25 protein-coding genes and 1 pseudogene are annotated in these 25,518 nt (G+C 58.2%); 8 read left to right on the top strand and 18 right to left on the bottom strand.

From position 1 onward, the window contains the following. Positions 1 to 18: 18 nt before the first annotated feature. From radA to pyrC, 9 genes are all read right to left on the bottom strand, one after another. On the bottom strand, positions 19 to 1,383 hold the full coding sequence (gene radA, locus C8265_RS02825) for a DNA repair protein RadA (protein WP_108482434.1): 1,365 nt from the start codon (positions 1,381 to 1,383) through the stop codon (positions 19 to 21). Between the two features lie 198 nt (positions 1,384 to 1,581). Beyond that, on the bottom strand, positions 1,582 to 2,409 hold the full coding sequence (locus C8265_RS02820; RefSeq protein ID WP_126623139.1) for a DNA repair protein: 828 nt from the start codon (positions 2,407 to 2,409) through the stop codon (positions 1,582 to 1,584). Positions 2,410 to 2,548: 139 nt separating this feature from the next. Then, complete coding sequence (locus tag C8265_RS02815; RefSeq protein ID WP_108482432.1) at positions 2,549 to 3,295, bottom strand: ABC transporter ATP-binding protein; 747 nt, start codon at positions 3,293 to 3,295, stop codon at positions 2,549 to 2,551. Then, positions 3,295 to 4,062, bottom strand: coding sequence for an MlaE family ABC transporter permease (locus C8265_RS02810; RefSeq protein ID WP_108482431.1), 768 nt, complete (start codon positions 4,060 to 4,062; stop codon positions 3,295 to 3,297). The genes C8265_RS02815 and C8265_RS02810 overlap by 1 nt, the downstream gene beginning before the upstream one ends. Then, a complete protein-coding gene (gene alr / locus C8265_RS02805; RefSeq protein WP_108482430.1) occupies positions 4,059 to 5,105 on the bottom strand; it encodes an alanine racemase in 1,047 nt (348 codons plus the stop codon). The genes C8265_RS02810 and alr overlap by 4 nt, the downstream gene beginning before the upstream one ends. Positions 5,106 to 5,160: 55 nt before the next feature. Next, a complete protein-coding gene (locus C8265_RS02800; RefSeq protein WP_108482429.1) occupies positions 5,161 to 5,955 on the bottom strand; it encodes a DUF1194 domain-containing protein in 795 nt (264 codons plus the stop codon). 169 nt (positions 5,956 to 6,124) lie between these two features. Beyond that, on the bottom strand, positions 6,125 to 7,630 hold the full coding sequence (locus C8265_RS02795; protein ID WP_108482428.1) for a replicative DNA helicase: 1,506 nt from the start codon (positions 7,628 to 7,630) through the stop codon (positions 6,125 to 6,127). 195 nt (positions 7,631 to 7,825) lie between these two features. Further along, on the bottom strand, positions 7,826 to 8,503 hold the full coding sequence (locus tag C8265_RS02790; RefSeq protein ID WP_108482427.1) for an orotate phosphoribosyltransferase: 678 nt from the start codon (positions 8,501 to 8,503) through the stop codon (positions 7,826 to 7,828). 34 nt (positions 8,504 to 8,537) lie between these two features. Next, positions 8,538 to 9,575, bottom strand: coding sequence for a dihydroorotase (gene pyrC / locus C8265_RS02785; RefSeq protein WP_108482426.1), 1,038 nt, complete (start codon positions 9,573 to 9,575; stop codon positions 8,538 to 8,540). 285 nt (positions 9,576 to 9,860) lie between these two features. Between pyrC and C8265_RS02780 the strand changes: the two genes are divergently transcribed. After that, complete coding sequence (locus tag C8265_RS02780) at positions 9,861 to 10,106, top strand: hypothetical protein (RefSeq protein WP_108482425.1); 246 nt, start codon at positions 9,861 to 9,863, stop codon at positions 10,104 to 10,106. Positions 10,107 to 10,373: 267 nt separating this feature from the next. Here the strand turns inward: C8265_RS02780 and C8265_RS19395 are convergent, their stop codons facing one another. From C8265_RS19395 to C8265_RS02760, 5 genes are all read right to left on the bottom strand, one after another. Continuing rightward, positions 10,374 to 10,532, bottom strand: a complete 159-nt coding sequence (locus tag C8265_RS19395; RefSeq protein WP_164512249.1) for a hypothetical protein — start codon at positions 10,530 to 10,532, stop codon at positions 10,374 to 10,376. Positions 10,533 to 10,790: 258 nt separating this feature from the next. Further along, on the bottom strand, positions 10,791 to 11,729 hold the full coding sequence (locus C8265_RS02775) for a hypothetical protein (RefSeq protein ID WP_108482424.1): 939 nt from the start codon (positions 11,727 to 11,729) through the stop codon (positions 10,791 to 10,793). Between the two features lie 123 nt (positions 11,730 to 11,852). Further along, positions 11,853 to 12,545, bottom strand: a complete 693-nt coding sequence (locus C8265_RS02770) for an FkbM family methyltransferase (RefSeq protein WP_108482423.1) — start codon at positions 12,543 to 12,545, stop codon at positions 11,853 to 11,855. Between the two features lie 51 nt (positions 12,546 to 12,596). Next, positions 12,597 to 13,487 carry a hypothetical protein gene (locus C8265_RS02765; protein WP_108482422.1) on the bottom strand — a complete coding sequence of 297 codons (891 nt, stop codon included), beginning with the start codon at positions 13,485 to 13,487 and terminating at the stop codon, positions 12,597 to 12,599. Next, entirely contained in the window at positions 13,484 to 14,290 is an 807-nt protein-coding gene (locus C8265_RS02760) for a hypothetical protein (RefSeq protein ID WP_108482421.1), read from the bottom strand. Before C8265_RS02760 ends, C8265_RS02765 begins: the two co-directional genes overlap by 4 nt. A gap of 186 nt (positions 14,291 to 14,476) precedes the next feature. Here C8265_RS02760 and C8265_RS02755 point away from each other — a divergent pair, with 186 nt between their 5' ends. Genes C8265_RS02755 through C8265_RS02745 form a run of 3 tightly spaced genes read left to right on the top strand, consistent with a single transcriptional unit; the run spans position 14,477 to position 18,206 of the window. Further along, positions 14,477 to 16,279, top strand: a complete 1,803-nt coding sequence (locus tag C8265_RS02755) for a glycosyltransferase family 2 protein (protein WP_240610944.1) — start codon at positions 14,477 to 14,479, stop codon at positions 16,277 to 16,279. Beyond that, positions 16,276 to 17,178 carry a hypothetical protein gene (locus C8265_RS02750; RefSeq protein ID WP_108482420.1) on the top strand — a complete coding sequence of 301 codons (903 nt, stop codon included), beginning with the start codon at positions 16,276 to 16,278 and terminating at the stop codon, positions 17,176 to 17,178. Before C8265_RS02755 ends, C8265_RS02750 begins: the two co-directional genes overlap by 4 nt. After that, complete coding sequence (locus C8265_RS02745; protein ID WP_108482419.1) at positions 17,175 to 18,206, top strand: glycosyltransferase family 2 protein; 1,032 nt, start codon at positions 17,175 to 17,177, stop codon at positions 18,204 to 18,206. The genes C8265_RS02750 and C8265_RS02745 overlap by 4 nt, the downstream gene beginning before the upstream one ends. Here the strand turns inward: C8265_RS02745 and C8265_RS02740 are convergent. Further along, positions 18,203 to 19,423 carry an acyl-CoA dehydrogenase gene (locus C8265_RS02740; RefSeq protein WP_108482418.1) on the bottom strand — a complete coding sequence of 407 codons (1,221 nt, stop codon included), beginning with the start codon at positions 19,421 to 19,423 and terminating at the stop codon, positions 18,203 to 18,205. The genes C8265_RS02745 and C8265_RS02740 overlap by 4 nt on opposite strands. Positions 19,424 to 19,709: 286 nt before the next feature. Between C8265_RS02740 and C8265_RS02735 the strand changes: the two genes are divergently transcribed. From C8265_RS02735 to C8265_RS02720, 4 genes are read left to right on the top strand one after another with little or no spacing between them, the layout of a single operon-like run. Beyond that, positions 19,710 to 20,675 (top strand): XdhC family protein, encoded by a 966-nt coding sequence (locus C8265_RS02735; RefSeq protein WP_108482417.1) that lies wholly within the window; start codon positions 19,710 to 19,712, stop codon positions 20,673 to 20,675. Beyond that, a complete protein-coding gene (locus C8265_RS02730) occupies positions 20,675 to 20,911 on the top strand; it encodes a hypothetical protein (protein WP_108482416.1) in 237 nt (78 codons plus the stop codon). The genes C8265_RS02735 and C8265_RS02730 overlap by 1 nt, the downstream gene beginning before the upstream one ends. Positions 20,912 to 20,942: 31 nt before the next feature. Beyond that, positions 20,943 to 21,428 (top strand): (2Fe-2S)-binding protein, encoded by a 486-nt coding sequence (locus C8265_RS02725; protein ID WP_108482415.1) that lies wholly within the window; start codon positions 20,943 to 20,945, stop codon positions 21,426 to 21,428. Between the two features lie 24 nt (positions 21,429 to 21,452). Further along, positions 21,453 to 22,247: an FAD binding domain-containing protein gene (locus tag C8265_RS02720; protein ID WP_108482414.1), complete on the top strand. Its 795-nt coding sequence runs from the start codon at positions 21,453 to 21,455 to the stop codon at positions 22,245 to 22,247. 51 nt (positions 22,248 to 22,298) lie between these two features. On the opposite strand, the gene C8265_RS19675 is transcribed toward C8265_RS02720, so the two are convergent. The 3 genes and pseudogenes from C8265_RS19675 to C8265_RS02710 form a co-directional block, all read right to left on the bottom strand. After that, entirely contained in the window at positions 22,299 to 22,799 is a 501-nt protein-coding gene (locus tag C8265_RS19675; RefSeq protein WP_240610955.1) for a fasciclin domain-containing protein, read from the bottom strand. Positions 22,800 to 22,823: 24 nt separating this feature from the next. Continuing rightward, a pseudogene (locus C8265_RS19670) lies at positions 22,824 to 23,384 on the bottom strand (fasciclin domain-containing protein); the annotation flags it as partial. A gap of 94 nt (positions 23,385 to 23,478) precedes the next feature. Next, the gene (locus C8265_RS02710; protein ID WP_108482412.1) at positions 23,479 to 25,518 is read right to left on the bottom strand and encodes an ASKHA domain-containing protein; all 2,040 of its coding nucleotides are present in this window, start codon (positions 25,516 to 25,518) and stop codon (positions 23,479 to 23,481) included.

Here is a 25,518-nt window from a genome sequence, read left to right as displayed (position 1 = left end):
TCTGCCTTCCCTAAACGCCTAGCCCGCGCCGAACAAATCGCCCACGATTGCTGCCAGATCTTCGTATTGCCGTAACGACATTCCAAACGTGCCACTGGTTTTCGACCGCGTTGGCGCGATGGCTGCGGTGAAACCAAGTTTTTGCGCCTCTTTCAACCTGTTTTCGGTCTGACCCACCGGTCTGAGCGCCCCTGACAGGCTTATTTCTCCGAAAACCACCGACTGTGGCGGAAGTGCCGTATCTTCACGCGCCGACAGCAGCGCCATCGCCACCGCCAGATCGGCCGCCGGTTCGGTCACCCGCAGACCGCCCGCCACATTCAGATACACATCAAGGCCCGCAAATGGAATACCGCAGCGCGCCTCAAGCACGGCCAGAATCATCGCCAGCCGTCCGCCATCCCAGCCAACAGTGCTGCGCCGGGGCTGGGAATGGGGGGTGGGGGCGACAAGGGCCTGAAATTCACACAACACTGGGCGCGTGCCCTCGATGCCCGCAAACACAACCGATCCGGGGGCAGGGTTTTCCCGATCCGACAGAAACAGCGCCGAAGGGTTGCCAACCTCGGCCAATCCATCGCCCGTCATTTCAAACACACCGATTTCATCGGCCGGGCCAAACCGGTTTTTCACGGCGCGCAGAATGCGAAACTGGTGCCCGCGCTCGCCCTCGAAATACAGCACGGTGTCGACCATGTGTTCCACCACCCGCGGCCCGGCGATTTGGCCGTCCTTGGTGACATGGCCCACCAGAATCACTGCCACCCCGTGACGTTTGGCAAAGCTGGTCAATTCATGGGCCGCCGCGCGCACCTGACTGACCGACCCCGGCGCGCTGCTTACCTGATCGCTCCACATGGTTTGAATCGAATCGATGATCGCCAGGGCGGGTTTTTCCGCCTCTAACATGGTTAAAATATCGCGCAGATTGGTTTCGGCGGCCAATTTCACCGGCGCTTGGGTCAATCCCAACCGTTGCGCACGCATCCGCACCTGTGCGCTGGCCTCTTCACCGCTGATATAGATTGATTTCAAACCGGCCTGTGCAAAACTTGCCGCTGCCTGCAACAACAACGTCGATTTTCCGATGCCGGGATCGCCGCCGACCAACACGGCCGAGGCCGGCACCAACCCGCCGCCCAGAACCCGATCCAGTTCGGCAATGCCCGACGTTGTGCGCGGCGGCGGCGCCTCATCGCTGGACAGGTCCGACAAAACGATTCGGTTGCCGCGCTTGGTTCCAAGGGATTGCGCGGCGGGGCCGGTCGACAACGGCACCTCTTCAACAATCGAATTCCACGCGCCACAGGCGTCACAGCGCCCAGACCATTTGGAATGGGCAGCGCCGCAAACGTTACATACAAATCCCGGTGTTTTTGCCATGGCGCCTTGTGCCTTCTTGTGCCCCCTCACGCAAGGCCCCGGTCACCTGCCACCGTGGTCTTTTTCTTGCCCAAAATATCCCCGCCGGAGGCATCCAACCGCTCGCCTGGCGTATCGAAAAAATTGGTGCGCGCCCTCAACAGCACGCGCCAAAACAAAAGATCAAGCGGCCCTGAAAGGGCCTCCTTTAGGTCATTCCTAATTGTCGATCTTTTGCGGATTGGACATCAGCCGCTGCGCCTGTTCGCCGATCCGCCGGTTCAGCGGAATCACCGTATCATTGCCCTTGTCCTCGATCGAGGTTTCAAAACCCAGTTGCGGCAGCATTTCCAACAAATCCGCCTCAAGGCGCACCAGATGCCGTTTAACCAACGCCTCTTCGGTTTGCACCTCTAACAGCCAATGGCGCAGCTGATCACAATTTTCACGCGCCATTCTTATGATATCTTCCATGCGCGCCGCCTCTTCCTGACGCTGGCGCAGAAATTCCCGGGCCCGATCCACTGCATCCTTGGAATAAATCCGCGCCAATTCGCGCGATTCCCGGCTCATCTGGGCGGCAACTTCCATCACATCGGGTTCCAGCGCGCCCAGATCGGGATGACTGCGCAAATGGTTGATCCGTTCGCGCACCGAATCAAACTCGGACGCGGCCTTGAACAATCCGGCGCGGTCGGCGGCGTGTGACACCCGATAAGCCCGCGCGACATCCTCCATGTTGATGTGAAAGGCGCGATGTGCGGCTTCGAGTTTCAAGATCCGGCGGCTGGCCGGTAGGAAAAAGCACAGTCCGATACAAAACAGCGTAAAGCCGATTTGCAGCGCCATACCCGCCCAAGGGATCGGTGCGCCGCCAAAACTGGCCTCCAACTCAAACCAAGGGCTGAGCCCGGACAATGACAATAACGTCAAACCGCCCATCAATCCCGCCAAAACAGCGATTGCCGCCATCGCCACCATCTGGACCAACGCCCCGACCCCAAGTATCGGCCGTGGTGTCAACTTTTCCATACGTACATCACCCATAAACGCCCCCACGTTTTGCATTCGCGCCACTGGCCCGAATGTGTCAAGTTAAAGGCAAAATAAGGGCAGATTAAGCCGTTAAATCGTTCACAGTTAACGATTTATTATGGCTTTGTTTCGTATGATCGGACAATTCGGCTCACCTTATGGCAGAAATCGGGCCATCAGCGCGGCCATGGATGAATTGGGTCAAATACGGATCACCGCTGTTTTCCATATCACCCACCGGCCCGGTCCATTGGATGACCCCGTCGTGCAACATCGCCACCCGGTCTGCGATCGCGCGCACGCTGGTCATGTCGTGGGTGATGGTGATCGCTGTCACCCCAAGGTCCACCACGATCTCGCGGATCAGATCGTTGATCACCCCGGCCATGATCGGATCAAGCCCGGTTGTGGGTTCGTCGAAAAATATGATGTCAGGGTTGGCAGCAATGGCGCGGGCCAGGCCGACCCGTTTTTGCATCCCGCCCGACAGTTCGCTGGGCAGGTGATCGGCCACATCGCCTGACAATCCCACGCGGCGCAATTTCTCTATCGCAATCGCGCGCGCCTCGGCCTTGGGCCGTTTCAGCGGGCCGCGCAGCAGACGAAAGGCGACGTTTTGCCAGACCGGCAGGCTGTCAAACAATGCGCCGCCCTGAAACAGCATGCCAAACCGCGCCAGAAACTGTGCGCGGTTGGTATTTTGCGTTTGTTTGCCATCAACGGTGATCGTGCCGTGATCAGGCGTGACCAGCCCCAGAATACATTTCAGACAAATCGATTTGCCGGTGCCAGAGCCACCGATGATGACCATGCTTTCGCCCTTTGGCACAGTCAGGTTCACGCCCCGCAACACGGGATTTGCGCCAAAACGTTTATGCACATCCGTCAGCACGATCATCAGAAAAACACCGAGGTCAGCGCGAAATTTGCCGCCAGAATAAGCACCGCTGCGGCCTCGACGCTGGCCTTGGTGGCGTGGCCCACGCCCTGCGCGCCGCGCGCCGAACCCATGCCGAAATAGCACCCCATAAGCGTTGCAATCACCCCAAACACCGCGCCCTTGATCAACGAAGATGCGATATCTCCAAACTCTAAAAAATCAATGGTATTGGTAAGATACACCGCTTTGTTAAAGCCAAGCGGGCCGGTGCCCACCAGGTATCCGCCCATGATTCCGATGATATCGCCCAGACCCACCAAAAGCGGCACAGTGATCAGCCCGGCCAAGACCCGTGGCAGGGTCAGGTATTTCATCGGATGGGTTGAAAGGGTGACCAGGGCATCAATCTGTTCGGTCACTTTCATCGTGGCGATTTCAGCGGCAATGCTGGAGGTGACCCGCGCGGCGATCATCAGCCCCACCAGCACCGGCCCCAATTCGCGCACCATGCCGATGGCCACGATTTGTGGCACCACCGCTTCGGCGCCGAAACGGCCCCCGCCGGCAAAGATCTGCAGCGCCAGCGCCCCGCCGGTGAACAGTGCGGTCAACCCGATAACAGGCAGCGAAAAGTAACCAACCGACTGCAAGGCCTGACCAAATTCACGCCAGTAAAACGGCGGGCGCACCAGATGACTGGCCGTTTCCCCGGCAAACAGGGCCACCCGGCCAATGGCGGCCAGACCGCCCAAAGCCGCCCGCCCGACAGCGGCAAGCGGGTTCATCCCTGGCCCAGATACCGCCGCTGATAGCGTGGCCCAAGTGACGTAAGGATTTCATAACCAATTGTGCCGGCCACTTTGGCCAGATCATCGACCGTTTGCAGCGGGCAAAGAATATCAAGATGGGACGGCACCCGGGTAAGATGCGTGATATCAACGGTCAACAGATCCATCGAAACCCGACCAACCAAGGGGCAGGGCGTGTCGTCGGCGAACAACACCGCCTGATTGCCCATGGCGCGGATCAAACCATCGGCATAGCCCGCCGCAAGGGTGGCGATCACACTGGGGTCATCGGCGGTCCAGCCACCGGCGTATCCAACGGTTTCGCCCTTTGCCACATCGCGGGTTTGAACCACCGGCAAGGACAGGCGCACCACCGGCTCTGCCTCATCAAACGGTGCGCCGCCATAAAGGCCGATCCCCGGACGTGTCAGCTCAAAATGATACTCAGCGCCCAGCATGATGCCACCGGTCGCGGCCAAAGACCGTGGCACAGAAAGTCCGTCGGTCATGTCATGAAAGGTAGATAATTGGCGCGCATTCATCGGGTGGTTGGGCATGTCGGCACAGGCCAGATGACTGATCAACATCACCGGATTTTGCGCCATCACAATCGCGCGTGCAGCGGCCCATTCGGCGGGCTCCAACCCCAATCGGTTCATCCCCGTATCCAGTTGAACGCCAAAACGGTGGCCTGGCAGTGCTTCGAAATGGCGGGTCATCTGTTCGATGCTGTTCAGCATCGGCGTCAGCGCCAAATCGTGCAACATATCAGAATCACCGGCCATATGTCCGGAAAACACATTGATCACCGGATCAGGCCCGATGTCCTGACGCAGCGCGGCGCCTTCTTCGGCGACGGCGACGAAAAACTGTTTCACGCCGACCTGTTGCAGGGCGCGCGCCACTTTGCCAGCGCCCAAACCATAGGCGTCGGCCTTGACCACAGCGGCCGTTTCCACGCCGGGGCCGGATTTGTCGTTCAGCGCCTGCCAATTGGCGACAAGCGCAGCGAGATCGATATTTAGCGTTCCTGTTCCCATACCAGGGTTGTGACCAATGGGCCGACAACGCGCAAGAGGGGATAGATGAAAACAGCTATCGGTCTTGCCAATACTGGAAATTCCGTTGCCACATCTTTTCACCAATCTCACAATCATATCCGGTTGGCGTGGCCCCGAAAGTACGCGCACGGATCGGCGGCAGAGAGGGCAAACCGACCAGCTCCAACACCAGCTTGCGGCGCACGGCCTCGGCAAATTCGGCCCAATGGGTGACGGGAATGGCAAAGGCACCCGGACCGCCGATCACGCAATTGACATAGTATTCATCCAGATCCTCAAGATGCCAGGGGGTATCGACACCATCGCGGGTCATCAACGGCAGACCGTTGATCACAATGCCTTGATCCAACACCCGATCACGCGCATCGGTGACATTGCGCCCCTGGTTGTTTGGCCCATCCCCGGACATGTCGATCACCCGGCGCAGGCCCTGATAGGTATTGCGCGCGATCATCTGCGCCCCAAATTCCAACGCGCCCGAAATCGATGTGCGTCGCAGTCCGACGGGAATGCTGCGCGACAGTTTCTCAACAAAATCGCGCGCGTCATCTTCGCCGGCAATCATCGTCCAATCCACGATCGTCGTCTGGCTGTTTACCCCGGCCCATTCCACATAGGCAATCGCCACACGCCCCAACAGACCGGCATGAATGGCGGACATCACCGTCGGGCTGAGCAAGGCCTCGATGTATCCGCGCCGCTGAATTTCCAATTCAGCCCCGCTCATCGAACGGGAAACATCGACCATGAGCAACAGTTCAACATCCACCTCTTGGGCGGGGGCCGAAAGAGGGCATAGCAACAAAAGCAGGGCGATCAGATGGCGCATGGCCCCAAGATGGCGCGAAATCCGATCCCTGTCCAATCACACTGTGAAAACCCAACCCTGATCGGGGGGTATGATGTGTATCCTTGGATTCATCTCTTGCTCCTCTCGTGCCAAATCAAATCATGATCCGAGCAAAGCAAACTTTGATGAAAACTATCTTAACGCCGGCCTAGAAACTGTCGTCGCCGCCTTGTTGCCATGGCTGTACCAGATTGCCGAACCGGGTAAAGCGGCCCTCGAACGACAGGTCGACCGTACCGATTGGCCCGTGGCGCTGTTTGCCGATCACAACTTCGGCGCGGCCGTGCAAACGCTCCATCTCTTCTTGCCAGATGGCGACTTTTTCCAGTTCATGATCGCCGGGTTTTTCGCGTTCTTTATAATATTCCTCGCGGAACACGAACATCACCACATCGGCGTCCTGCTCGATCGAACCGGATTCGCGCAAATCGCTCAGTTGCGGGCGCTTGTCCTCGCGGTTTTCCACCTGACGGCTGAGCTGTGACAGGGCGACCACCGGAATTTCCAGCTCTTTGGCGATGGCTTTCAACCCCATGGTGATTTCGGAAATTTCGTTCACGCGGTTTTCGCTGCGCCCGGTGCCGCGCACCAGTTGCAGGTAATCAACCATCAACACATCCAACCCATGGGTGCGTTTCAGACGACGCGCGCGCGCGGCAAGTTGGGCAATCGGCAGGGCCGGGGTATCATCAATGAACAGCGGACACGCCTCGAGCGATTTCGCCGCCTCGACGAAACGGCGAAATTCGGCTTCGTTCATATCGCCCCGGCGAATTTGTTCGCTGGGCACTTCGCTGGCTTCTGACAGGATTCGGGCCGCCAACTGTTCGGCGCTCATTTCCAGTGAATAGAACCCGACCACGCCGCCATCAATTGCGCCTTCGGTGCCGTCGGGCAAACGGCCGCGTTTATAAGCCTTGGCAATGTTGAACGCGATATTGGTGGCCAGCGATGTCTTGCCCATCGAAGGGCGCCCGGCCAGGATCAGCAGATCGGATTTGTGCAACCCGCCCAGTTTCTTGTCCAGATCGACCAGACCGGTGGAAACGCCCGACAACCCGCCGTCGCGCTGATAGGCGGCGTTGGCCACGTTCACCGCATCGGTCACAGCCTTGAGAAAACTCTGGAACCCTTGGGTGGTCTGGCCGGATTCGCCCATGGCATACAGGCGCTGTTCCGCTTCGACGATCTGCTCCTTTGGCTCGATCGTCACGTCAACCTTGGCGGCTTTGGCGCTGATGTCGCGGCCCAGCTGAATCAGATCGCGCCGCACGGACATGTCAAAAATCATCTGCGCGTAATCGCGGGCGGCAAAGCTGGATATCGCAGCGCCCGCCAGACGCATCAGATAGGCCGGGCCGCCCAGCTCTTTCAGGCCCTCGTCATCCTCCATGAATGCCTTGAGGGTTACGGGGCTGGCCAGTGCGTTCTTGGCAATCCGCGCGGCGGCGATTTCATAGATTCGGGCGTGCACCGGATCATAGAAATGCGAATCGTTGATGATGCTGGCGACACGGTCGTAAATATCGTTGTTGGTCAGAATCGCGCCCAGCAACTGCTGCTCGGCCTCGATATTATGGGGTAACAGATCGGGCGTGTTTTCGCCGTCTTGCGCTGTCATTTCGCCTGTGCGGATCGTTGAGATCTCATTCATAACTGCCCCTGAACTTTCATGGTTTGCCCGATGCCCGACTCATAGGGCCGCCCGGCGTCGCAATCAAACTGTATAACCCTGTGGACAATCCGGCCCTATACGCCCCTGCGATACCTTGGGGATGCGCATGTGTATCATACCCCATCTGGTGTTATTGCGAAACAGGGCCGCGCGCTTTTCTGCTGATGCTGCGGTTTACTGGCCGCGGGCATCCTGCCAGGCACGCGGGGCCCGCAAGAAGGATTCGACCTCGTCCAAAGTTGCCTCATCAAAAGCATTGCGCGCCCGCGCCTCGGCCAGAACATCCCACCAGGTGCACAGGTGCATCAACTGCACACCGTGGCCCGAAAGAGTATCAAGCGTGCCGGGGAAGATGCCGTAATAGAAAATAACCGCCGTATGGCCGCAGGTTGCGCCGGTTTCGCGGATGGCATCGACAAACGACAATTTGCTACCGCCATCGGTGGTCAGATCTTCGACCAAAAGCACCCGCTGCCCTTCGGTCATCACGCCTTCGATTCGGGCATTGCGCCCGTACCCTTTGGGCTTTTTACGAACATAGGTCATGGGCAGGGCCAACCGTTCGGCCATCAATGCGCCAAAAGGAATACCCGCAGTTTCGCCGCCCGCCACATTATCAAATGCCTCGAACCCGGCCTCGCGCATCACCGTGACGGTCAGAAAATCCATCAGGACACTGCGTATCCGCGGATAAGAAATCAGTTTGCGACAATCGATATAGGTGGGCGAGGGCAGGCCAGAGGCGAGGGTGAACGGCGTGTCGGCGTTGAAATGCACCGCACCAATTTCCAACAGCATCCCTGCCGTCAGCCGCGCCATGTCTTTCTTGTCTGGAAATCCGCTGGGTATCATCGCTCGCCCCTCTTTTGCCGTTCGTATATTTTGTTTATTCGGTCACGCGCCAATGCAGCGGCATCCCCGGATCAAACACCGTGACCGGCCCATCGGGTGTGTCAATCGCCGTGGGATACGCCACAGGTTCACCTTTGGTTAAGGTCACCGTGTCACTGTTAAGCGGCAGGCGGTAGAACCCCGGGCCGTGGCGCGATGTGAAACCTTCCAAACGATCCAGCGCGCCTTCGGCTTCAAACACTTCGGCCAAGATCGACAGGGTGTTGGTGGCGGTGAAACATCCGGCACAACCGCAAGGCTGTAATTTTGCCGAATCCAAATGCGGCGCAGAATCGGTGCCGAGGAAAAACGAGGCATCGCCCGATGTTGCCGCAGCAACCAGGGCGCGGCGATGCTCTTCGCGCTTTGCCACAGGCAGGCAGTAATAGTGCGGCTTGATCCCACCGACCAAGATATGATTGCGGTTGATCACCAGATGATGGGTGGTGATGGTGGCGGCCAGATTATCATCGGCCTCGCGCACATAATCGGCGGCGTCACGGGTTGTGATATGTTCCATCACCACGCGCAGGCCGGGCACATCGCGGCGGATCGGATCAAGCACGCGGTCGATAAACACCGCCTCGCGGTCAAAAATATCGACCTGCGGATCGGTCACTTCGCCATGCACGCACAGGGGCAGGCCGATTTGCGCCATGTTTTCCAGCACGCGCTTGACCTTGGTAAAATCCGCCACTCCGCTGGCCGAATTGGTCGTCGCGCCCGCCGGATACAGTTTTACCGCCGAAATCAGGCCAATTTCCGCCCCGGCGCGCAGATCTCGCACATCGGTTTCTTCGGTCAGATATAGGGTCATCAATGGTTGGAATTTTGAATTCAACGGCTTGGCGGCCATGATCCGATCGCGGTATTCTGCCGCTTGTGCACCGGTTGCAACCGGGGGCACCAGATTGGGCATGATAATGGCACGACCGAAGTGGCGCGTTGTTTCGGGCAGCACCGCGCGCAACATTGCGCCATCGCGCAAATGCAGGTGCCAATCGTCGGGGCGGATCAGGGTCAGGGTGTTCATGCAGATGCTCTAGCCTGCGCAGCCGGGTGTTTCCAGAGGCCAAATCACTTGCCGTCATCGCGCCGCGCGCAATTCGGGCGGTTGCCCTTTGGATGTTACTCTTGCGCACAAGGCTGGCCGCGCCGTGGCGCAGCGCGGGCCAAAGGCGGCTGAGTGCCCCCAACATACGCCCGGATTGCAAATTCTGCATTGCAGCAATGCGGTAATGGCGGTGCTCATATTAGGTGGCCCGGCCTATATCAAAGCCAACACGCAATTGCGGATATAATTCAAAGGATCGTTGCCATGGCCGATATTTCGTTTCAAGAGCGCACAACAAGCTCGGAAAAACCATTCGTTATCAGCAGCTTCCTGTCGGCGATGGGGGCGATAGCGAGTGCGTTTCAAGTGTTTCGCGTCAGTCAGGATTGCATCGCGCGCAGTACCGAAATTGCCGCATTGGACGCGTTGAGCGATGAAGATCTGGCCGCGCGTGGCATCACCCGCGAACAGATCGTGCATCACGTTTACGCCGATTTTCTGGCCCATTGATTTGCGCAGGGTGCGGCAACGTCCGAAATGTTGCCGCAAATGCCGCATGCAGATGATCAAATTTCGCGGCTGAACAGGCCGCCATTCTGTCAAACAGGCTTACATCTGTTATCAGAATTTTTTAGTATGCCTAAGCTTTTGATGCTGCAAGAATAAGTGAAAATAATGCGGTGCGGCGGGTTTTCAAAACCTGACTGGCAGCGCTGCGTCTTCTAATCCCTCAACATCGTGATAGCCGACGCAGAATCGCGCAAAATCTGGCGCTGATTATTTGGCTTTGCCCATGATATACGTCACGTTGTCCTTGCGCATCGTGGTGAAATTGGCGCTTGCCGGGGTAAGCGATTCTTGCGCGGCAGTGGTTTTGGCGGGGGTTTCGCCACATGCAGAAAGGCCCAGTACGAGGGCAGAGAGCACGAATTTCATCCAGGGTTTCCTTGTAAGAACTGGGTCTGTTGGGCCGATGGTCGAGCAACCATATGATTTTCCAACCATATGGCGATTTAAAACAACAAAGTACTGATACTTTGTGAAGATATCAGAAACAATGCCAGACCATACAGGCAATCTCATCTAACGATCAGATGTGGCAAAACGGCGCTGATTGGGTTGTGCCGCCGTGGGCGTTTGAAACGCAGAGAGATCGAAAAATCCTGAGGTTTTAAGAGCTTACGGCGCAGAGCCTCAGGTTTGCGCATCTGGAATTGTGATGCCTTTGGCGTTCAGCTCTGCCTCGATCTGTTGAAACCTTTTGCTGAACCGATGGCGGCCTGTGCGCTGCGCGACATTGCGTACGGCCAATGCCTCAAGTACGGGGCGGTTTTGTTTGATAAGTCGGGCGATGAGGCGGCGCAGCCACGCCGGATCATCGCGCCGCACACGCAAGGCGCGATAAAATTCGATCTGATCCAAATCGCCCTCCATCGCGCGCACAACCATTTCATCCAACAGCCGCAGTTCGGTCAGACCCGTTTCAATATCCGATCCCATATTGCGGCACATCAGCGCGTTTGCCGGCGAAATCGCCTCTGAATGCGCGCGATCCTGGGGCTGATTCGGATCATGCAACAACCAAACCGCCCGCGCTGTCGCCAGGTTTTCCGGAATTACCGCGTATCTTTCGGCGAAATCCATCGTGTCCGGCGGTGAAAACCGGGTGTCGATTGGTGCGCCCGGCATGCCAAAACCCATATGCGGGGCCAGCGCCAAAACCCGCGCGCCAGGGGCGGTCAGGGCAAAGGACAACGCGCCGTGGCCGCCCGACCCCTGGCCATAAAACAGCACATCATCGAATTGATCCAGCAAAGTGCCATCAACCAAGGCATCGAAAAAGTTGATCACTTCGGCGTCGCGAAACCACGTATCGCCTTTTGAAATCAAGGTCAGGGTTGACCAATCCATCTCGTCGGCGAGATCCGCAAAGCGTGACGGGCGTTCGGACAGTGGCATTGACCCGGTTTCCGTTTCAAAACTCACCAAAAGCGCCGGGCCGCGGCGTTTGAAGCGAATGTAGTGCGCATCATTCAGCCCGTAAGCGAAAGAGCCCAAGGTTTCGATGTCCATCGAATCCTCGTCTTCATCGTCGTCGAATGCGTCCGAGGCGGTATTTTCTTGTGGTTTCATCGTTCAACACCTTTCAGGCCGACCTTCGCTCACGTCCCCTATGGATGGGTTTAACCATGAAATGGTCTGGTATTGTGCAAAGAATAAGTCATTTTCTGGAAACACGCAGGGGACGGCACGGTTTCAAATCCAATCGAGATTGACATGCGACGGTGCGAACCGTTCCGATATGGCGCTGCGCAAGGCGCGAAACCGGGGGCGCAGTGCCTTGAATTTACGCTCGTGTGTTTCTGCGACCAGGCAGCGCACGTGGCCGAACAGATCTTGCTCCAACATTGCTTCCAAAATCTCCAACTCGGCGCCTTCGATGTCCATTTTCACAAAGGCGAGGGGGCGGGTTGGGTCGGCCTTTTCGCGCAGGATGTCGAGAAATGACAGGCATGCAACCTCAATCGATGTGTCACTGTCGATTGAGCGCCCGCCTGCCAGAATGGTGGATTTGACCGAGGCGCCTTGGGGGTTTTCGTCAAAGTTCTCAGCCCGCATGAGGTTTACCGTGCCCGGTGACGCCGCGACGGCCGCATTGATCAGGGTCACGTTGTGCGCATTGATAAAACGCGACGACAGGTGAGAAAAGGCAAACGGATCAGGTTCATACGCGATAACCTGCGCCGGAGTCGCCGCCAGTTGGGCGGTAACAACCCCCATGTTCGCGCCGCAATCCAGCACCGTGTCGCCGGGGCGCAGCATGGCACAGACCCCGGCCATGAATCCTTCGGCGGTTGCCTTGTGCATATTGCGCTGTTGGCGCCGCATCAGTTTTTCCGCCCGCAGCTCGGCCTTGGATTTTTCGGTTTCCGGTGGAATTTCAGACATGGCTACCTTGCAATTTGGCGGCGGGATCAGGCAGAGCGCAAAACGCGGCGATCATCCCTGGGCCTGCTTGCGTTTCTGGCGAATGTTACCTTCGGTCAGACGCCGCACATAGGGCACGCCGGTCCGATCCTGAAGCATTTTGCGCGCCATTCCCAGCAGGCCGGATTCCTTCAGCACCCCGTTATGGCGATAATGCACCGTATAGATTTCACGATCTTCCGGCAGCGGCTCCCCACGCAATTTGCCACCCATGATGAAATGGTGCTCTTCGGACAGGATATTCCACCCAAGGTCGGCGCGTTGGATTGCGACGGGCAGGCTCATCTGATCCAGATAGGGTCGGCGGTGTTCAAGGGTTTCAATCCGATCAATCCGGCGCGCCGTTTCGTACCAGATGTCGGCAAATCGCCGTGGCCCGGTATCGGGAAACACCACCAAACCCGAGCTGAAATACGGGATCACCGGACCAACGGGGCGGCGCATATATTCAATACGCTGTTGCGGGATTGGCATGTCAAAGGCATCATATATCGGGCGCCAGATCTCTTGCCCCGCCCATGTCATTGACGCCGCCACCGAGCAGGAAACCTGACCGGGTGCGATAAGCGTGTCAGGCGTATTTGGGCGCAGAAACAACACATCGCTGTCAACAAACGCGCTGTAGTCAGTATCGCGAGGTTGCATCGCGGCGATGATTTTATTGCCATGGGGATAATCCGTATCCCACATGCCTTGGGTTTTCATCGGACGAATTTCACCGCCCATCATGCCATGCGCCTTGAACACGGCGGGGTGCAATTCGTCCATCCGGTGTTCGGGGCAATATCCAATCGCCGCCACGCTGTCGCCAAACTGCGTGCGGATCGACGCCAGCAGGGTGCAGGCGAAAATCTGATACTCTGGCGGTTCAACGATATAGGTAAAGGTCAGGCGCGGTGTCATTCAAGCGCGTCTTTTGGGTTGATCCCCACCTGACGACACATCCGCCAGACATAGGAGTTTTTCAGCGGCGCATTCTTGCGCCACCAAGGGCGCGTGCCATTGGTGTAAAGATGCACCGACAGCGTGTTGTCAGTGAACCAGCCTTCGACCCGGCCGTGGGGATCAAAGAATATATCGTTCAACTGAAACGGCACCGGATAAAGAACGTCCGCCGTCATCGCATTTTCAATATCGCCAGTCATCCTGGCGAAATAGGTAAACGCCTGCGGTCCAAAGGCGGTGCGTTCGGCATTATAAATCTTGACCGCATGGGGCATACCATCGGGCTGTTTTGCCAATCGGCGACGCTGACGGTCATTGAACCACGGCGGGGCAGGCGGCAGGTTGTCGTAATAATCCAACAGGGCATCCATCAACGCCCCCTGTTGGGGAATTTTCACAACCCCACAATTCAGGGCACCGCGCATCCCGTGCCCGGCATAAATATGCTCCATCTCATCGGGGAACGGTTTGTGACAATAGGCATCGCAATCGATCCAGATTTCATCGGTCTTCTGAATCATTTTATACCGGAAAACATTACTTAAAAATGAAGCACTGGTTTCGGCCACGATATCCAAAGGAATATCCATGATTTCAGAGGCTTGGCGCACGATTACGCCGTCGGGCACATTTTCCACCGTGTCGGTGCAATACAACGTGGTCGGATGCCCCTGTTGCACATGAGAAAGCAGGCACAGTTGATTGATATAATTTAACTTTTCGCCAATCCAAAGTGATGCGACGGGTCGCCTTTGTTGCATGTCTGCCCTCATTGCCCAACGCGCCCGAAGCCACGATCAATCCAAGGTTTATGGCGCGTATTGTTAACCATTTTGATCACAATGTCCCATGCGATTCGGCCTGTTTTGCGTGGGCTGTTGTGCGGTGAATCGGGTCTGGTTATGGTGATTGAAAATGAATATTTCGCGCAGGAGTGCGACAATTTGATGGCAAAAGGCAGCAAAGTGCGCGTTTCCGACCCGATTATCGAACTTCCGGTGAAAAATACCAGCCGCCATGGCACCATCACCGCAGTATCAATGATGAAGGACGAAGGCCCATATCTGTTGGAATGGGTGGCGCATCATCTGGCTGTCGGGTTTACCGACCTGTTGGTTTACACCAATGATTGCAGCGATGGCACCGATGACATGCTGATCCGGTTGCAGGAATTGGGCCTGGCCCATCATCGCCGCAACGATATTCCCGACGGCATGAAACCACAGCCATCCGCGATCAAATATGCCACCCGCGAACCAGTCGTGCAAAACTCGGATTGGGTTTTGGTGTTTGACGCCGATGAGTTTTTGTCGATCAAATATGGCGACGGCACGTTGGATCCGCTGTTGGACGCGGTTACCGAACAGGGGGCCAGTGGCATGGTCATCACCTGGCGGATTTTCGGATCGGGCGGGGTGGTGGATTGGTCGCGCGACATGGTCACCGAACAATATCTGATGGCCGCGCCAGCGATGTGGAACAAGGGTTGGGGTGTGAAAACCCTGTTCAAATACGACCCAAACCATTGGCGTTTGGGTATTCACCGGCCCAAATTGTTGAACAAAACCTTGGACACCGATTATCCGAACACCGTTAAATGGCTCAACGGGTCGGGCCGCGAAATGGAGGAGTATTTTAAATTCCGCGGTTGGCGCAGTATCACCCGCACGGTTGGCTATGACTGGGCGCAGATGAATCATTACGCGGTCAAAAGTATCGACAGTTACGCAATTCGCAAATTCCGTGGCAACGTGAACAACAAGGCCGATAAATACAACGATGACTATTGGGCGCTACAGGACCGCAATGAGGTGCGCGATGATACGATGTTGCGTTACTCTGCCCATCGCCAGGCAATTTTCGATGGTTTGCTGGCCGATCCGGTGCTGAATCGGCTGCACCACGCCGCGCTTGAGCGGGTCGAGGCGCGGTTGAACACCCTTAAGAAATCGCGCGATTATGCCGATTTTGTCGCCAACCTGAAATCCGCCAGCACCGTGCCGATTTCACAGGTTGAGGCCAAGCCGCCCAAACCGCGCGACCCCGCCGAGATCGCCAAATTGATGAGCGATATTGAAAGCCGCGTTACCGAAACCGCCAAGGCGGAGCGCGCCAAGCCCCCGCAAGAGCGCGCGGTTTTACCGCAAGATAGCGTGGTGCGCGGGCCGGTTGATGTGTCGGCGGATGTGCCATTGCAATGGTTTGCCAATCACGCGGTCGAATTGCCAAGCGATCCGCGCCTGTTTCCCCCGCCCGCGCTGATACAGATTGAAGCGGGCAAATTTGAACGCAATCTGGCGCGCAATCTGCCAAGCCTTGTGCCGGAAAATGGCCGGTATCTGGAATTGGGCGCAACATCCGGCTTTGCCGCGCTGCACTTGGTTAAAACCCGCGCTGGTGTTGCAATAACCGTGCAACAGCGCGATGCCGGGTGGCAGGGGGCGTTGGCGATGATTGCAACGTATAATGGCCAATCGCTCACGATTGAAACCGCGCCACCGACTGATCTGGCGCAAGTCGCGCCTGATCTGTTGAACCTGGCTGATCCAGGCTACAGGCCACACGATCTGAACCGCCTTTTGGCGCAGCACCGGCCCGCCACCATCCTGTTTACCGGCCCGTTTTGGTGCGCCCATCACGGCGATCTTACAAAATACGAGGCGGTTCTTGCGTCCCACGGATACACCGAACGCCTGCCTTTGGACCCGATGATCGTCGCCGGATACCGCATAGTGCGAGATGCGCCATGACCAACCGCACCGCTGTTTTCTTTATTGCCGAAGGCGCGCATCTGACCGCCCAGGCCATTTTATTGGCGGCCAGCCTGCGCCATCATCACGGGGCGCGCGATGATCTGATCGCCTATGTGCCTAGTGGTGCCGATCCGATACCCGACGCCGCCATGATCGCCTTTGAAACGCTGGGTGTGGTAGTCACGCCATTGGCGATTGACCCAACGGTTTGGAAATCAAACTATCCCCATGGCAACAAGATATTTGCCTGCCGCGCGCCGCGAAACGCCGCGCGGCATGTGTTTCTGGACAGTGACATGGTATGTGTCGCGCCGTTGGATTTTGAATCGGTGATCCAGCCCGGCGCGGTAACGGTGGTGCCAGAGGGCACGCCGACATGGGGCAAAACCGGCGATCGCTGGGCGCGGGTGTATGCGTTTTTCGGCCTACCGATGCCAACCGAACGTGTGCGGCTGGTGCGACGGCGGCGGATCGAATTTCTGCCGTATTTCAACGCCGGAATGGTCGGATTTTGCAACGATACCAATGCCAAGGGCCAAGGGTTTGGTGATATGTGGCTGGAAACGGCTATGATCATTGATCGGGATGTGGCCGTGGGTGGTAAACGCCCTTGGGTCGATCAAATCTCGCTTCCGATTTCTTTAAAACGGATGGGGCTGGCCTATAACGCGTTGCCCGATGTCTGGAATTTTTCCATATCGGACAGGGCGTTGGAGCCCGAGGCGCGCCCACGGCTGATTCATTACCATTCGTTCCGGTTTGGCCCAGTTTGGCCGCAATTCACCGCCGAGTTGGATCATATGGTTGCAACCTTCGGCCCCGATCTGATGGCGCGGCTTACCCCCCATTATGGAGAACACTGGTTTCGAAAGCCCAATTCCGAGGCGGTCGAGTGACGCCATCTGTTCTGATCATCACCACCATGCGCAACGAAGGCCCGCATCTGGTGGAATGGGTCGCCCATTGCCGTGCTGCGGGGGCCGATGATATTTTGGTGTTTTCCAACGATTGCACCGATGGCACCGATGATCTGTTGGATGCGCTTGATCGGGCAGGGGCGCTGACCCATATCCGCAATGTGATCCCCGAAGGGCGCACGCCGCAATGGGCTGCGCTGAAACAGGCCGCCGATCATCCGCTGACCCAAAGTGCAGACTGGATCGCGGTGCTGGATTGTGATGAATTCATCAACCTGCGCCCGCCGCTAACCACGTTTGGCGATCTGATCCATGCGGTTGACGCCGATGCCATCGTTCTGCCCTGGCGGCTGTTTGGCAATGCGGGCCACCTGACGCGCCCCAATGGCATGACCCTTGATGCCTATACACAGGCGATTCCCGCTGATGCGCTGTACCCGGCATTGGCGCGGTTTTTCAAAACGCTTTACCGGCGCGAAACGATGCAAAAACCCGGTGTGCACCGCCCGCGACAAAAGAAGGCTACAGCACCGCGATGGGTTGATGGGTCGGGCAACCGTTTGGACAACAGGTTTGCCAAAAATGATGGGCGGATCATGTTGTGGGGCGCGCCCCTTGCCACCGATCTGGTACAGCTGAACCATTATTCCGTGCGTTCCGTGCAGGATTTTCTGCTCAAAAGCGCGCGTGGCCTGCCCAATCATACGGACAAAGCGGTCGATCTGACCTATTGGGTCGAACGCAATTTCAACACCGTTGCCGACACATCCATCGCGGTCATGGCCCCCGCCACCCGCGCCGAATACGCGCGGCTGATGACCGACCCCACCGTTGCCGCCGCGCAATCACAAAGCAATGCCCGCACCGCTGCCGCCTTGGAACACGCCCTGCGCGACCCCGATACAGTAAACCTCATGGGCCGCCTCATCTTGGCCAACAGCATCCCACCGCGCGAACCTTTGGCCCGGGCGCTGGTCGCACATTATCAACAGGCGCTAAAACCTTAAAAGAACGCCTGCAATCCGGTCTGTGCGCGGCCCAGAATCAGGGCGTGCACATCATGGGTGCCTTCATAGGTGTTGACCGTTTCCAGGTTCACCATATGACGGATCACTTGGTATTCTTCCGAAATGCCATTGCCGCCGTGCATATCGCGGGCCTGTCGCGCCACATCCAACGCTTTGCCGCAGTTGTTGCGCTTCATCATCGAAATCATTTCTGGCGCGCCTTTGCCCGCATCCATCAGCCGGCCCAATTGCAGGCATCCCTGCAAGCCAAGGGTGATTTCGGTCTGCATATCGGCCAGCTTTTTCTGAAACAGTTGGGTCTGCGCCAGAGGTTTGCCGAATTGTTTGCGGTCCAACCCGTATTGCCGCGCCCCATGCCAGCAAAATTCAGCCGCCCCCATAACGCCCCAGGCGATGCCATACCGGGCGCGGTTCAAACAGCCAAACGGCCCTTTCAAGCCTTCGACATTGGGCAAAAGCGCGTCTTCACCCACGGCCACGTTGTCCATCACGATCTCACCGGTGGTCGACGCCCGCAACGACAGTTTGCCGCCAATCTTTGGCGCGCTCAGCCCGTCCATGCCTTTTTCCAGAATGAAACCACGGATCTTGCCGCCGTGCGCTTCGGATTTGGCCCAAACCACGAAAACATCGGCAAAGGGTGAATTCGAAATCCACATTTTCGAACCCGATATCACATAACCATTGTCGGTTTTCTTTGCCACGGTTTTCATGCCCGACGGGTCAGACCCGGCATCGGGTTCTGTCAATCCGAAACAGCCAATCAAATCGCCTGCGCACAGGCCGGGCAGATATTTCTGCCGCTGCTCTTCCGTGCCATAGGCATAGATTGGATAAATCACCAAGGAGGATTGGACCGACATCATCGAGCGATATCCTGAATCCACCCGCTCAACCTCGCGCGCGATCAGGCCGTAAGTGACGTAATTTGCCCCCAATCCGCCGTATTGTTCGGGCAGGGTGACACCCAACAATCCGGCATCGCCCATGGCCTTGAACAGGCCGGGGTCGGATTTTTCTTCGCGATAGGCGTCGATGACCCGGGGCTGCAACACATCCTGGGCAAAGGTCCGGGCCGCGTCGCGCAGCATCCGTTCATCTTCGTCCAGTTGCTCTTCCAGCAACAGGGCATCGTCCCAGGTGAACTTGGCCATATCTGGCGCGTCTTTGGCGGAAAGTTTAGGTGTGGTATTCATCCGGGGCATCCCTTGTGCTGTGATACGGGTCTGACATAGCCCTGTCGTCGTGTCGGCGCAATCTTTGTGGCTGTGTGAAAGCATGAAACTGTGCGGATGGGTCGCTGTCCCGACAGAAAAGCACATGTTTTAAACCTGCATCGGTTTTTTCTTGCTCTAAATATCCTCCGGGGGTCTGGGGGTGGAAAACCCCCAGGGCCTGCCGCGGATGCATCGCCTCATTGGTCGCGGCCCCCTAGACAGGGCGCCACCCCTGGGGGATGATTGCAAAAAAGGATCTTGCGGCATGGGTTTTGACGACATTCCAGAAATCGCCCTGGCCTGGCACCGGGGGGGCACGGGGGCGGCTTTGGCCACGGTTGTTGAAACCTGGGGGTCGGCCCCGCGCCCGGTGGGCAGCCAGCTGGCCATATCTGGCCAAGGCGATATCGCGGGCAGTGTTTCGGGCGGCTGCGTCGAAGGCGCAGTGGTGGTTGAGGCGCTTGAAGCGATCGAACAAGGCGGCGCGCGGTTGCTCGATTTCGGTGTCAGCGATGATGAGGCTTTCGCCGTCGGTCTGGCCTGTGGCGGGCGCATCCGGGTTCTGGTTGAACCTGTGGGCAAGGACATGCCCGAAACGGTTCTGGCCGAATTGGTTGCGGCGCGCGGCGCACGGCAACCGGTCGCCTATGTGGTCAATATCGGTGATTGGACGCGCCATGTGGCGGGGCCTGATGCCTTTCGCGAACGGTTTCGTCTGGATCGCTCGGGGTTTGAGGGTCATGGCGAAACCTTTGTCGCCATTCATAACCCGCCCTTGCGCATGGTGGTGGTGGGCGGGGTGCATATTGCCCAACCGTTGTTACAGATGGCGCGGCTGGCGGGCTATGACACCACGCTGGTTGACCCGCGTGCGGCATTCGCGTCGCCCGCGCGCTTTCCCGGTGAAACCCTGATCCATGACTGGCCGGATGCCGCATTGGCAAACCTGGGGTTGGACGCGCGCACAGCGGTTGTCACCCTGACCCATGATCCGAAACTGGATGATCCGGCGATTGTCGCCGCCTTGGGATCTGATGTATTTTACCTCGGGTGTCTGGGGTCAACCCGCACCCATGGCAAACGGGTGCAAAGGCTGGCCGATCTGGGCTTTGATGACGCCGCGATTGCGCGGATCTACGCGCCTGTCGGGCTTGATATCGGGTCGCGCAGCCCGGCGGAAATCGCGATTTCGGTGATGGCGGAAATCACCCAACGCCTGCGCCGGGGCTGATGAAATTCGCCCCCGTACCCGTCGATCTGGCCGAGGGGGCGATTTTGGCCCATTCGGTTCTGCTGCCCGATGGTCGGTTGCGCAAGGGCGCGGGGCGTGAAAATGTGATCATTGCCCATCGTGGCCCGGTGATGTGCACGAAGATACCACCGCCGTGCGGCAGGCGGTCAATCGTGATCGCCGATGGCGGTATCAGGAAAAATCAGGTGTTCTCAAACCCTGATCCGCGTGATTAAGTTACACCAAAGGCGAACAGAAAGGGCTGAGATGGCAAAGATTTCGATGCGGGTGAACGGCCAGGCGGTCACGGGCGAGGCCGAAGGCCGCACCCTGTTGGTAGATTTTCTGCGCGGTGGTCTGGGCCTGACCGGCACCCATGTGGGGTGCGACACCAGCCAATGTGGCGCCTGCGTGGTGCATGTGAACGGCGCTGCGGTTAAATCCTGCACCATGTTCGCCGCCGAATGCGAAGATGCCGATGTGCTGACGATTGAAGGCATGGCCGATCCGGGTGGCGCCCTGTCGCCCATCCAACAGGCGTTTCAGGATCATCACGGGTTGCAATGCGGCTTTTGCACGCCGGGCATGGTGATGAGTGCGGCGGCATTGCTGCAGGAAAATCCAAAACCGACCGAGGCGGAAATTCGTACCTATCTTGAGGGGAATATCTGCCGCTGCACCGGGTATCACAATATCGTAAAGGCGATTCTGGCGGCATCGGGCCAGGAAACCGAAACCATCGCGGCAGAATAACGCGGCTTTGCACAGGAGAGTGACATGTACGCCTTCGAAATTGAACGCCCCACAACCCTGGCCGAGGCAGTGGCAGCCCTGACCGATGAAGAGGCCCAGGCGCTGGGCGGTGGCCAAACCCTGATCCCGACGTTGAAACAGCGTTTGGCGATGCCCTCAACCTTGGTCAGCCTGACGAACATTCCCGAAATCCAAGGGATCAGCGTCGATGATTCCGGGCGGTTGTGTATTGGGGGGGGCACCACCCACGCGGCGGTGGCGGCGGGTGCATCGGCCTATCCCGCCTTGGCCCACATGGCGCGCCATATCGGTGATCCGGCGGTGCGCAACCGGGGCACAATTGGTGGGTCGGTGGCCAACAATGATCCATCCGCCTGTTATCCGGCGGCGGTTCTGGCCAGCAATGCCACCGTTGTCACCAACCAACGCGATATCGACGCCGGTGATTATTTTCAGGGCATGTTTACCACCGCGCTGGACGAAGGCGAAATCATCACGCAGGTGGCGTTTCCGATCCCCGAGCGGGCCAATTATCAGAAGTTTGTCCAACCTGCCTCGCGGTTTGCGCTGGTCGGGGTGTTTGTGGCGGAATTTTTCGACGGTGTGCGCGTGGCCGTCACCGGTGCGTCGGAAGAGGGCGTGTTCCGCTGGGCCGAGGCCGAGGCGGCGCTGTCTTCAGATTTTTCGCCCGGCGCCTTGGATAATATCGCGCCCCCGCCCGCCGATGGCATGATGTCCGACATGCACGGATCGGGTGCCTATCGCGCGCATCTGGTCAAGGTGATGACCGGGCGCGCGGTCACTGCGGCGCTTGACTAAAACGGGCCGCCCCCGGAATTGGGGGCGACCCAGCGTGCCGTTGATCCGAACTTATTTCGGCAACAACACATCTTCGATGACGTGGATAACACCATTTGACTGGTTCACATTGGCAATCGTTACTTTGCTGGCATTGCCACTTTCATCGAAAATATACACATCGCCCGACGGGGTAACCTTGGCCGACAGGGCATCGCCCGACACGGCGCTAAAATGGTAAAATCCGTCCGACGATGATTTCGCCGCCGTCACGATGTCATTGGCCGACCATTTGCCCGCTACAACGTGCGATGTCAGGATTTTCGTCAGCATCGCCTTGTTTTCAGGCATCAACAGGGTTTCAACCGTGCCATCGGGCAGGGCGGCGAATGCGGCGTTGGTGGGGGCGAATACGGTAAACGGCCCCGGGCCTTTCAATGTATCGACCAAACCGGCGGCTTTTACCGCCGCGACCAACGTGGTGTGATCGGCGGAATTGACCGCGTTGTCGATGATATCCTTGCTGGCAAACATTGCCGCACCACCCACCATCGGGTTGTCGGATTTTTCCATCGTGTCGGCCTTGGCCTGATCTGGGCTGGGCAACAGCACCTTGTCGATCACATGGATCACGCCGTTGGATTGTTTCACATCGGCGATGGTCACGGTGGCCACGCCGCCGGTTTCATCGGTCAGGGTGATCATGTCACCGTCCATTTTCGCCATCAAGGTGCAGCCGCCGACCGTTGGCACCGGATGCGCGCCATTGTCATCGGCAATCATGCCCTGAATGGCGTCTGACATCACATCAGCGGCCACCACATGACAGGTCAGGATTTTGCTCAGCATCGCCTTGTTTTCCGGCTTGAGCAGGGTTTCAACCGTGCCTGCGGGCAGGGCGGCGAAGGCGGCGTTGACCGGGGCAAACACGGTGAACGGGCCTGGCCCACTGAGGGTTTCGACCAATCCGGCGGCTTTGACAGCGGCCACCAACGTGGTGTGATCGGCAGAATTGACCGCGTTTTCGATGATGTTCTTTTCGGCAAACATCGCCGCGCCGCCCACATCGGGATTTTTCATCGCGTGGGATTCGGCAAAGGCCGCGCCGCCAAAAGCGATTGAGGCAAGGATCGTTGTCGTGGCAAGAAGGTTTCGCATCGTAATCTCCCAATACTGGGCCAGAGTTTGGCCTGTTATGGGAAGAGCCACGAAAGCGCGCCGGCCAAAGTTTCAGGCCCGCGCGTTTTTTTATTTATCCCCGGCGGCGGCGACGGCGGCCCCCATCGGACCCGTCACCATTTGTGTTGAACGAAACCTTGGGCAAATCCACGATCCGGTTGAGTTCAGGAAACGGATCAACCGCGTGGGGCAGGGCGTTAGCGTTCACAAAATGCTCCTGAAACTTTGGGGCGATGGCTGTTTCGACCTTGGTGATCTGGCCCACGGTTGTTTCAATCTCGCCCCGGGCGGCGCGGTTCAGCAATGCAATGCGCGCGCCGGTGCCCGCCGCATTGCCCGCACTGCGCACATGGGAAAGCGGCGCGTCGGGGATCATGCCCAGGATCATCGCGTGTTTGGGTGAGATATGCGCACCGAACGCGCCCGCCAATACCACATGCTCCACCTTATCGACGCCGAATTCATCCATCAGCAATCGCGCACCGGCATAAAGTGCCGATTTGGCCAATTGAATGGCGCGAATATCGCCTTGGGTCACGGTAATGCGCGGCCCGCCGTCCTGTGCGGATTGGTGCAGCAGATAAGAATGGGTGCGCCCTTCGGCGATCATCCGGTCAGTGCCGGTTTGTGCCGCCGATCCGATCAGCCCGCCGGCATCCACCAACCCGGCGGTGCGCATTTCTGCGACTGCCTCGATGATGCCCGATCCGCAAATGCCGGTGATGCCGGTGGTTTTGGTTGCCTCGGCAAAGCCCGGATCGTCCGACCACAAATCACAGCCGATCACGCGAAACCGCGGCTCTTTGGTTGTGGCGTCAATTTCGACCCGCTCAATCGCGCCGGGGGCGGCGCGTTGGCCGCTGGAAATCTGCGCGCCCTCAAAGGCCGGGCCGGTGGGCGATGAACAGGCCAAAACCCGTGTTGTATTGCCCAACAGAATTTCGGCATTGGTGCCCACATCCACGATCAGCGTCAGCGCCTCTTGTTTACCCGGCTCTTCCGACAGGGCGACAGCGGCGGCATCGGCCCCCACATGGCCCGCGATGCAGGGCAAGACATAAATATGGCCCGACGGGTTGATCGACACCAGATCCAGATCACGCGCGCCCAGCGACATTGCGTCAGACGTGGCCAGGGCAAAGGGCGCCTGGCCCAATTCCACCGGATCAATTCCCATCAACAGATGGTGCATCACAGGATTACAAACGATCACGGTTTCAACGATGGCGTGTGGTGCCAGCCCGCATTCGGTGGCGATTTCCACCGCCAAGGCATCCATCGCCTCGCGCACGGCGTTGGTCATGGCCACATCGCCGCCGGGGTTCATCATCACGTAACTCACCCGGCTCATCAGATCTTCGCCAAAGCGGATTTGCGGGTTCATCCGCCCCGCACTGCCCAAAACCTCGCCCGTCAACAGGTTGCACAGATGCGCCGCGATGGTGGTTGAGCCAAGATCAATCGCCAGACCATACAGCCCATCCTCATAGAGGCCCGGCCAGATGTCGACAATCTGCGCCATCACGTCGTTGTGCCCTTGGTGCAGCGCAACCGTGACCTGCCAATTGCCCTTGCGCAGCACTGGTTGCAGTTTTCGCAAAACCGCCAGGGGGGCGGTGACCGGGCCGGTTTGCCATTGCGCCTCAAGTGCCGCTGACAAACGCTCCAGATCGCCCGAGGGTTCGTGCATGTCGGGTTCATCCACCTCAACGAAATAAAGCCGCGTGGCGGGATCAAGCCGGATGTCGCGCAGCGTCACCTCTTTGCGCACCACCTGTTTGTGCACCTGGCTTTCGGGGGGCACATCGATCACCACATCGCCCTGAACCGTCGCCTGACAGCCCAAGCGCCGCCCGTCCAACATGCCGCGCTTGGATTTATAACGCTCTTCGACGCTGTTCCATTCCGACAGGGCATCAGGCGCCACCGTCACCCCGTGTTTGGAAAATTCGCCATATCCCGGCGACACCTGGCATTTGCTGCAGATGCCGCGCCCGCCACAGACCGAATCCAGATCGACGCCCAACTGCCGCGCCGCCTGCAACACTGGCGTGCCCTTGGCGAAATGGCCGCGTTTGCCCGAAGGGGTGAAGATTACAAGAGGATCAGACAT

The organism is Oceaniglobus ichthyenteri, assembly GCF_003057885.1.
Lineage (GTDB): Bacteria > Pseudomonadota > Alphaproteobacteria > Rhodobacterales > Rhodobacteraceae > Oceaniglobus > Oceaniglobus ichthyenteri.
Note: the sequence above shows the minus strand (reverse complement) of the source record. Positions and strands in the feature narration are given on the sequence as shown.

Bases quoted from the DNA above. Each gene is read 5' to 3' on its own strand.
- C8265_RS02720 (WP_108482414.1), top strand. From the start codon at position 21,453: ATGTACGCCTTCGAAATTGAACGCCCCACAACCCTGGCCGAGGCAGTG.
- C8265_RS02810 (WP_108482431.1), bottom strand. From the start codon at position 4,062: ATGAACCCGCTTGCCGCTGTCGGGCGGGCGGCTTTGGGCGGTCTGGCC.
- C8265_RS02790 (WP_108482427.1), bottom strand. From the start codon at position 8,503: ATGATACCCAGCGGATTTCCAGACAAGAAAGACATGGCGCGGCTGACG.
- pyrC (WP_108482426.1), bottom strand. From the start codon at position 9,575: ATGAACACCCTGACCCTGATCCGCCCCGACGATTGGCACCTGCATTTG.
- C8265_RS02795 (WP_108482428.1), bottom strand. From the start codon at position 7,630: ATGAATGAGATCTCAACGATCCGCACAGGCGAAATGACAGCGCAAGAC.
- C8265_RS02815 (WP_108482432.1), bottom strand. From the start codon at position 3,295: ATGATCGTGCTGACGGATGTGCATAAACGTTTTGGCGCAAATCCCGTG.
- C8265_RS02770 (WP_108482423.1), bottom strand. From the start codon at position 12,545: ATGTCTGAAATTCCACCGGAAACCGAAAAATCCAAGGCCGAGCTGCGG.
- C8265_RS02755 (WP_240610944.1), top strand. From the start codon at position 14,477: ATGGCAAAAGGCAGCAAAGTGCGCGTTTCCGACCCGATTATCGAACTT.
- C8265_RS02710 (WP_108482412.1), bottom strand. From the start codon at position 25,518: ATGTCTGATCCTCTTGTAATCTTCACCCCTTCGGGCAAACGCGGCCAT.
- C8265_RS02760 (WP_108482421.1), bottom strand. From the start codon at position 14,290: ATGCAACAAAGGCGACCCGTCGCATCACTTTGGATTGGCGAAAAGTTA.
- C8265_RS02725 (WP_108482415.1), top strand. From the start codon at position 20,943: ATGGCAAAGATTTCGATGCGGGTGAACGGCCAGGCGGTCACGGGCGAG.
- alr (WP_108482430.1), bottom strand. From the start codon at position 5,105: ATGGGAACAGGAACGCTAAATATCGATCTCGCTGCGCTTGTCGCCAAT.
- C8265_RS02775 (WP_108482424.1), bottom strand. From the start codon at position 11,729: ATGAAACCACAAGAAAATACCGCCTCGGACGCATTCGACGACGATGAA.
- C8265_RS02735 (WP_108482417.1), top strand. From the start codon at position 19,710: ATGGGTTTTGACGACATTCCAGAAATCGCCCTGGCCTGGCACCGGGGG.
- radA (WP_108482434.1), bottom strand. From the start codon at position 1,383: ATGGCAAAAACACCGGGATTTGTATGTAACGTTTGCGGCGCTGCCCAT.
- C8265_RS02800 (WP_108482429.1), bottom strand. From the start codon at position 5,955: ATGCGCCATCTGATCGCCCTGCTTTTGTTGCTATGCCCTCTTTCGGCC.
- C8265_RS19395 (WP_164512249.1), bottom strand. From the start codon at position 10,532: ATGAAATTCGTGCTCTCTGCCCTCGTACTGGGCCTTTCTGCATGTGGC.
- C8265_RS02780 (WP_108482425.1), top strand. From the start codon at position 9,861: ATGGCCGATATTTCGTTTCAAGAGCGCACAACAAGCTCGGAAAAACCA.
- C8265_RS19675 (WP_240610955.1), bottom strand. From the start codon at position 22,799: ATGGAAAAATCCGACAACCCGATGGTGGGTGGTGCGGCAATGTTTGCC.
- C8265_RS02820 (WP_126623139.1), bottom strand. From the start codon at position 2,409: ATGGGTGATGTACGTATGGAAAAGTTGACACCACGGCCGATACTTGGG.
- C8265_RS02730 (WP_108482416.1), top strand. From the start codon at position 20,675: ATGAAATTCGCCCCCGTACCCGTCGATCTGGCCGAGGGGGCGATTTTG.
- C8265_RS02740 (WP_108482418.1), bottom strand. From the start codon at position 19,423: ATGAATACCACACCTAAACTTTCCGCCAAAGACGCGCCAGATATGGCC.
- C8265_RS02750 (WP_108482420.1), top strand. From the start codon at position 16,276: ATGACCAACCGCACCGCTGTTTTCTTTATTGCCGAAGGCGCGCATCTG.
- C8265_RS02765 (WP_108482422.1), bottom strand. From the start codon at position 13,487: ATGACACCGCGCCTGACCTTTACCTATATCGTTGAACCGCCAGAGTAT.